This window comes from Pseudomonas marginalis, from assembly GCF_024169655.1.
Lineage (GTDB): Bacteria > Pseudomonadota > Gammaproteobacteria > Pseudomonadales > Pseudomonadaceae > Aquipseudomonas > Aquipseudomonas paraveronii.
Genome location: NZ_JALJWV010000001.1, coordinates 6,370,591 through 6,377,592, shown reverse-complemented (window position 1 = coordinate 6,377,592; position 7,002 = coordinate 6,370,591). Strand labels below are relative to the sequence as shown.

The following is a 7,002-nucleotide window of genomic DNA, read 5'->3' as shown; positions in this document are numbered from 1 at the left end:
CCCTTAATTTTGCTTATTTAACCATTAGTTAGGATTGGCTAAAAAATCACCAACTTTCTTCTATATAGAGCCCTTCACCGCTCTCTATATAGAAGAGAGGACTCAGATAACCCCAGCCTCTTTTAAAGCGGCCACATTCGCCGGCAGCAACCCCAGTACTTCCTGCAACACCCTGACCGTATGCTCACCCAATAGAGGAGGCGCACTGCGGTACTCCACGGGGGTCTTGGATAACCGGATGGGACTGGCAACCTGAGGCACCATCCCCGCCAGCGCATGAGGTAACTCAATCGCCAGCCCGCGCGCCTTGACCTGGGCATCCGCGAACACCTGTGCCAGATCATTGATCGGCCCACACGGCACGCCGACTCGCTCCAACTGCGATACCCACTCGGCCGTCGTCTTGAACACCGTCGCCTGGCGGATCAAGGGAATCAGTTCCGCACGATTGGCCACCCGCACCTTATTGGTCGCGAAACGCGGGTCATCCGCCCATTGCGGCTGACCCGCCACCTCCGCGAACTTACGGAACTGCCCATCATTCCCCACCGTCAGGATGAAATCGCCATCGGCCGTAGGGAAATCCTGATAAGGCACGATATTCGGATGCGCATTACCCAAGCGCTTTGGCGGCACGCCTGTCGTCAGGTAGTTCATCGCCTGGTTGGCCAGGCAAGCCACCTGCACATCCAGCAGCGCCATATCAATATGTTGCCCGCCGCCGTCACGCTCGCGATGAGCCAGCGCCGCCAGGATCGCCACCGTTGAATAGAGCCCCGTGAGGATGTCAGTCAACGCCACCCCCACTTTCACCGGCCCCGCGCCCTCATCACCTTCCGGTCGCCCCGTCAGGCTCATGAGTCCGCCCAACCCCTGGATCATGAAGTCGTAGCCCGCACGAGCCGCATAAGGTCCCGTCTGGCCAAACCCGGTGATAGAGCAATAGATCAACGCCGGGTTGGCCTCCTTGAGCGACGCATAGTCCAACCCATACGCCGCCAGGCCGCCCACCTTGAAATTCTCGATCAGGATGTCGGACTTCGCCGCCAGGTCACGCACCAGCTTCTGCCCCTCCGGCTGCGTGAAGTCGATGGTCACCGACTCTTTGTTGCGGTTGGCGGACAGGTAATACGCCGCCTCACTGGTGTTCTCGCCATAAGCGTCCTTGAGGAAGGGTGGCCCCCAGGCACGCGTGTCGTCACCATTACCCGGCCGCTCGACCTTGATCACTTCAGCCCCAAGATCCGCGAGAATCTGCCCGGCCCAGGGGCCCGCCAGTACTCGCGACAAATCCAGTACCCGCAGATGCGAAAGCGCGCCCATGCCCGTGCTCCTATTAATAGAACGCCTGAAGACCGGTTTGCGCACGCCCCAGAATCAAGGCGTGTACATCGTGGGTACCTTCATAGGTGTTCACCACCTCCAGGTTTACCAGGTGACGCGCCACCCCGAACTCATCGGAGATACCGTTGCCGCCCAGCATATCCCGCGCCATGCGTGCGATATCCAGCGACTTGCCGCAGGAATTGCGCTTCATGATCGAAGTAATTTCCACCGCCGCAGTGCCTTCATCCTTCATCCGCCCCAGGCGCAGGCAGCCTTGCAGGGCCAGAGTGATCTCGGTCTGCATGTCCGCGAGCTTCTTCTGGATGAGTTGGGTCGCCGCCAATGGCCGACCGAACTGATGACGATCAAGGGTGTATTGGCGAGCGGTGTGCCAGCAGAACTCGGCAGCACCCAGCGCACCCCAGGAGATCCCGTACCGAGCGGAGTTAAGGCAGGTGAAGGGGCCTTTCAAGCCACGCACATCCGGGAAGATGTTCTCGTCGGGCACGAACACGTTGTCCATGACGATCTCGCCGGTAATGGAAGCCCGCAGGCCGACCTTGCCGTGAATCGCCGGAGCGCTCAGGCCTTTCCAGCCTTTCTCCAGGACAAAGCCGCGGATATCACCGGCATCATCCTTGCCCCACACCACGAACACATCGGCGATCGGGCTGTTGGTGATCCACATCTTGGCGCCGGTCAGGCTGTAGCCGCCATCCACCTTGCGCGCCCGGGTAATCATCGCGCCTGGGTCGGACCCGTGGTCAGGCTCGGTCAGACCGAAGCAACCGATCCACTCACCCGACGCCAGTTTCGGCAGGTATTTCTGTTTTTGCGCTTCGGTGCCGAACTCATTGATCGGTACCATGACCAGTGACGACTGCACACTCATCATCGAGCGATAGCCGGAGTCGACTCGCTCGACCTCACGCGCAATCAACCCATAGCAGACATAATTCAGGCCACTGCCGCCGTACTGCTCGGGAATCATCGCGCCCAACAAGCCGGTCTCACCCATCTCGCGGAAGATCGCAGGGTCGGTCTTTTCATGGCGGAAGGCTTCGAGCACCCTTGGCGCCAACTTGTCCTGGGCGAATTGCTCAGCACTGTCGCGCACCATGCGCTCTTCTTCGGTGAGCTGTTGATCCAGCAGCAGCGGATCGATCCAGTTGAAGCTTGCCTTGCCAGCCATGAATAAGTCCTCGCAAAGAAAATCAGAAGTCGTGGATGCAGACTAGGCCCGGCAAGCGCAGAGGGCAAACGAGGTTTTTGCATAGGCTTGTGCTAATTTCTCACTCCGTAATAGCCGAGAAGGGCGCAAATGCGCCTTATATGTGAGGACAAGGTACATGCGCAGAAAAATCCCCAGCACCACCGCCCTTATCAGCTTTGAAGCTGCGGCCCGCCACGAGAGCTTTACCAAGGCTGCGCAGGAGCTTTCCATCACTCAAGGCGCCATTTGCCGACAGATCGCCAGCCTTGAGGAGTTTTTAAGTGTCGAGCTGTTTCGCCGCTCGCGGCGCGGGGTCAAGCTGACGGAAGCGGGCCTGTCGTATAGCCGTCGCGTCGCCACGCAATTGGACGCGGTGGAACGCGACACCTTGTCGGTCATGGGCCAGCAGGGCGCGAACGTCATCGAGCTGGCGGTGGTGCCGACCTTTGGCACCCAATGGCTGATCCCTCGCCTCAAGGACTTTCAGCGCCAGCACCCGGAAGTCACGGTCAACCTCACCAACCGCACGCGCCCCTTCCTGTTTGCCGACACCGAATTCGACGCCGCGATCTATTTCGGCGATGCCGACTGGTCCGGTACCGAGTCCCACCGGCTGATGGGAGAAAACCCCGTCCCCGTGTGCAGCCCGCGCTTACTCGGCAGCCGCACACACTTCAGCCCCCAGGAAATCGCCGAACTGCCATTGCTGCAGCAAACCACGCGGCCCTATGCCTGGCGCCAGTGGTTCAACGCGCAACAACTGAACATACCTCGCGACATGACAGGCCCCCGTTACGAGCTATTCTCGATGTTGTCCCAGGCGGCCATGCATGACATGGGCATTGCGCTGATTCCACCGTTCCTCATCCAGCGCGAACTGAACGAGCACCAACTGGTAATCGCAAGCCCCGAAGCGCTGAGCAACTCGAAGGCGTATTACTTGATGATTCCTGACAGAAAAGTCGAATCCGCATCCCTGCACGCCTTCAGGGATTGGCTGATCGACCAGTCGCAGCGCTACAGCCCAGGAATCTAAGGACCAAACGCCACTTATGGACTATGTAGTCAGATAACATCAAATACTACAGATATCCGTAAATGTCGCATTTAAGAAAACTGTACCTGCTCGACGAAAATATGGCTCAAAGCCATAACCCTCATGGCTTGTAGCGACTATTACCGGCCAATGCCCGACTATTCACAACGGCGATTGCGAAACCACGAAAATCCAGAGTAGTCAGGTTAAGTATCTGTATTTAAATGGGTTATTTAAAAGCATTGCGGCAATCAGTCACAGGGTGACTTGTAGTTAATTTTTCGTCACCCGTCATAATCCCTTGAAGGCCGTAAAGTTCGCCTGCAAAATGCCGCGCCCCGCTGTCATTTCAGCGGGATCGTGCTGATCGGCCGCCCCAGATGTGCCACTCACGGTGCGCTGGCCTTTTTACAATAAGATCAAAAGCAAAAAGATCATGCAGGAGATTTGACGTGCACATTGGTGTTCCTCTCGAAACCCAGACCGGTGAAACGCGGGTGGCTGCCACCCCGGAAACCATCAAGAAGCTGATCGGCCAGGGCCATAAGGTCACTGTACAAAGCGGGGCGGGCATCAAAGCCAGCATCGTCGACAGTGCCTATGAAACGGCAGGTGCAACCATAGGCAGCGCCAGCGATGCATTCGGCGCCGAGCTGATCCTAAAAGTGGTGGCTCCCAGCGACAGCGAACTGACGCTGATCAAAAGCGGCACCGTGTTGGTGGGCATGCTCAATCCGTTCAGCAACGAAACCATCGCCAAGCTGGCCGAGCGGGGCATCACTGCCTTCGCGCTCGAAGCCGCGCCGCGTACTTCGCGGGCCCAGAGCCTCGACGTGCTGTCGTCCCAGGCCAACATCGCCGGTTACAAGGCCGTGTTGCTGGCCGCCCATCACTACCCACGCTTCATGCCGATGCTGATGACTGCCGCCGGTACGGTAAAAGCCGCGCGCGTGCTGATCCTCGGCGCTGGTGTTGCGGGCCTGCAGGCCATCGCCACGGCGAAACGCCTGGGGGCTGTGATCGAAGCGTCTGACGTGCGCCCGGCCGTGAAGGAGCAGATCGAATCCCTCGGCGCCAAGTTCGTCGACGTGCCCTACGAAACCGACGAAGAGCGTGAATGCGCCGTCGGCGTCGGCGGTTATGCGCGCCCGATGCCAACCAGTTGGATGCAACGCCAGGCTCTGGCCGTCCACGAACGCGCCAAGCAGGCCGACATCGTCATCACCACCGCCCTGATCCCGGGCCGCAAGGCCCCGACCCTGCTCAGCGCCGACACGGTTGCACAGATGAAGCCCGGCTCGGTGGTGATCGACCTCGCCGCCGCTCAAGGTGGCAACTGCCCGCTGACTGTCGCCGATCAGGTGGTAGTGGAAAACGGCGTGATCATTTGCGGCCCGACCAACCTGGCAGGTGCCGTCGCCGCTGACGCATCGGCCCTGTATGCGCGCAACCTGCTGGACTTCCTGAAGCTGGTCTTCAACAAGGAAGGGCAGTTTGAAATCAACCTCGAAGACGACATCGTCGCCGCGTGCCTGATGTGCCGCGACGGCCAAGTCATCCGCAAAAACGCCTAAGCAGGGATTCAGACGATGGAAGAGCTTATCTCCCCCGGTATCTACAACCTGATCATCTTTGTGCTGGCGATTTATGTCGGTTACCACGTGGTCTGGAACGTTACCCCCGCACTGCACACACCACTGATGGCCGTGACCAACGCGATCTCGGCGATCGTGATCGTCGGCGCAATGCTGGCCGCCGCACTGACCGTGACTCCGCTGGGCAAGACCATGGGCACCCTGGCCGTGGCGCTGGCAGCGGTCAACGTGTTCGGCGGTTTCCTGGTGACCCGTCGGATGCTTGAGATGTTCAAGAAGAAAGCCCCGAAAGCAAAAGAAGAGGCGCCGAAGTAATGAGCATGAATCTCGTGACGACGCTCTACCTGATTGCGTCGATCTGTTTCATCCAGGCCCTCAAAGGCCTGTCGCACCCAACCACTTCGCGACGCGGCAACCTGTTCGGCATGCTCGGCATGGCGCTGGCGGTACTGACCACCGTGGGCCTCATCTATAAGCTGGGCGCTGAGCTTGCCACCGCCGGCATTGGCTACGTGATCGTTGGCCTGCTGATCGGCGGCACCGCCGGTTCGATCATGGCCAAGCGCGTGGAAATGACCAAGATGCCGGAACTGGTCGCCTTCATGCACAGCATGATCGGCCTGGCAGCGGTGTTTATCGCCATTGCCGCCGTGGTCGAGCCGCAATCGTTGGGCATCGTCAAAAACTTGGGCGACTCGATCCCCGCAGGTAATCGCCTGGAGCTGTTCCTCGGCGCCGCTATCGGCGCCATCACCTTCTCCGGTTCGGTGATCGCCTTCGGCAAGCTGTCGGGCAAGTACAAGTTCCGTCTGTTCCAAGGCGCACCGGTACAGTTCGCCGGCCAGCACAAACTGAACCTGGTGCTCGGCCTGACCACGCTGGGGCTTGGCCTGACCTTCATGTTCACCGGCAACCTCAGCGCCTTCGCGCTGATGCTGGCGCTGGCGTTTGTGCTGGGCGTGCTGATCATCATCCCGATCGGCGGCGCCGATATGCCGGTGGTGGTGTCGATGCTCAACAGCTACTCCGGCTGGGCAGCGGCAGGGATCGGCTTCTCGCTGAACAACTCGATGCTGATCATCGCCGGCTCCCTGGTGGGCTCAAGCGGCGCGATTCTGTCGTACATCATGTGTAAGGCGATGAACCGCTCCTTCTTTAATGTGCTGCTCGGCGGTTTCGGCAATGCGCCGGATACCGGAGCTGCGGCCGGTTCGAAAGAAGCGCGCCCGGTGAAGTCCGGCTCGGCCGACGACGCCACGTTCCTGCTGACCAACGCCGATACCGTGATCATCGTGCCGGGCTATGGCCTGGCGGTGGCACGCGCACAGCACGCACTCAAGGAGTTGACCGAAAAGCTGACCCACCGCGGCGTGACCGTCAAGTACGCGATCCACCCGGTGGCCGGCCGTATGCCCGGACACATGAACGTGCTGCTGGCCGAGGCCGAAGTACCTTACGACCAGGTGTTCGAGATGGAAGACATCAACTCCGAATTCGGCCAGGCTGACGTAGTACTGGTGCTCGGCGCGAACGACGTGGTCAACCCGGCCGCCAAGAACGACCCGCACTCGCCGATTGCCGGCATGCCGATCCTCGAAGCGTTCAAGGCCAAGACCATCATCGTCAACAAGCGCTCGATGGCCAGCGGCTATGCCGGCCTGGACAACGAGCTGTTCTACCTGGACAAAACCATGATGGTCTTCGGCGACGCCAAGAAAGTTATCGAAGACATGGTCAAGGCTGTCGAATAACACTGCGCCAGCGCAATACCCGAAACCCTGGCCTCCAGTAGGCTAGGGTTTTTTATTGCAGCATGAAAACCGACCAAAGGC

At 59.6% G+C, this 7,002-nt stretch carries 6 protein-coding genes; 4 read left to right on the top strand and 2 right to left on the bottom strand.

The window, feature by feature from the left end; translation table 11 throughout:
* Window positions 1-102 precede the first annotated feature (102 nt).
* Window positions 103-1,323, bottom strand: coding sequence for a CaiB/BaiF CoA transferase family protein (locus tag J2Y83_RS29545; protein WP_253400319.1), 1,221 nt, complete (start codon window positions 1,321-1,323; stop codon window positions 103-105).
* A gap of 13 nt (window positions 1,324-1,336) precedes the next feature.
* The gene (locus tag J2Y83_RS29540) at window positions 1,337-2,518 is read right to left on the bottom strand and encodes an acyl-CoA dehydrogenase (RefSeq protein ID WP_247403140.1); all 1,182 of its coding nucleotides are present in this window, start codon (window positions 2,516-2,518) and stop codon (window positions 1,337-1,339) included.
* Between the two features lie 157 nt (window positions 2,519-2,675).
* Between J2Y83_RS29540 and J2Y83_RS29535 the strand changes: the two genes are divergently transcribed.
* From J2Y83_RS29535 to J2Y83_RS29520, 4 genes are all read left to right on the top strand, one after another.
* A complete protein-coding gene (locus J2Y83_RS29535; protein ID WP_247403137.1) occupies window positions 2,676-3,575 on the top strand; it encodes a LysR family transcriptional regulator in 900 nt (299 codons plus the stop codon).
* Window positions 3,576-4,027: 452 nt separating this feature from the next.
* On the top strand, window positions 4,028-5,149 hold the full coding sequence (locus J2Y83_RS29530) for a Re/Si-specific NAD(P)(+) transhydrogenase subunit alpha (protein WP_247403133.1): 1,122 nt from the start codon (window positions 4,028-4,030) through the stop codon (window positions 5,147-5,149).
* Between the two features lie 15 nt (window positions 5,150-5,164).
* A complete protein-coding gene (locus J2Y83_RS29525; RefSeq protein ID WP_003220416.1) occupies window positions 5,165-5,485 on the top strand; it encodes an NAD(P) transhydrogenase subunit alpha in 321 nt (106 codons plus the stop codon).
* On the top strand, window positions 5,485-6,921 hold the full coding sequence (locus tag J2Y83_RS29520) for an NAD(P)(+) transhydrogenase (Re/Si-specific) subunit beta (protein ID WP_253400318.1): 1,437 nt from the start codon (window positions 5,485-5,487) through the stop codon (window positions 6,919-6,921). Before J2Y83_RS29525 ends, J2Y83_RS29520 begins: the two co-directional genes overlap by 1 nt.
* Window positions 6,922-7,002 lie beyond the last annotated feature (81 nt).

Excerpts from the sequence above, each read along its gene's own strand:
- J2Y83_RS29545 (WP_253400319.1), bottom strand. The coding sequence starts at position 1,323 with ATGGGCGCGCTTTCGCATCTGCGGGTACTGGATTTGTCGCGAGTACTG.
- J2Y83_RS29540 (WP_247403140.1), bottom strand. The coding sequence starts at position 2,518 with ATGGCTGGCAAGGCAAGCTTCAACTGGATCGATCCGCTGCTGCTGGAT.
- J2Y83_RS29535 (WP_247403137.1), top strand. The coding sequence starts at position 2,676 with ATGCGCAGAAAAATCCCCAGCACCACCGCCCTTATCAGCTTTGAAGCT.
- J2Y83_RS29525 (WP_003220416.1), top strand. The coding sequence starts at position 5,165 with ATGGAAGAGCTTATCTCCCCCGGTATCTACAACCTGATCATCTTTGTG.
- J2Y83_RS29520 (WP_253400318.1), top strand. The coding sequence starts at position 5,485 with ATGAGCATGAATCTCGTGACGACGCTCTACCTGATTGCGTCGATCTGT.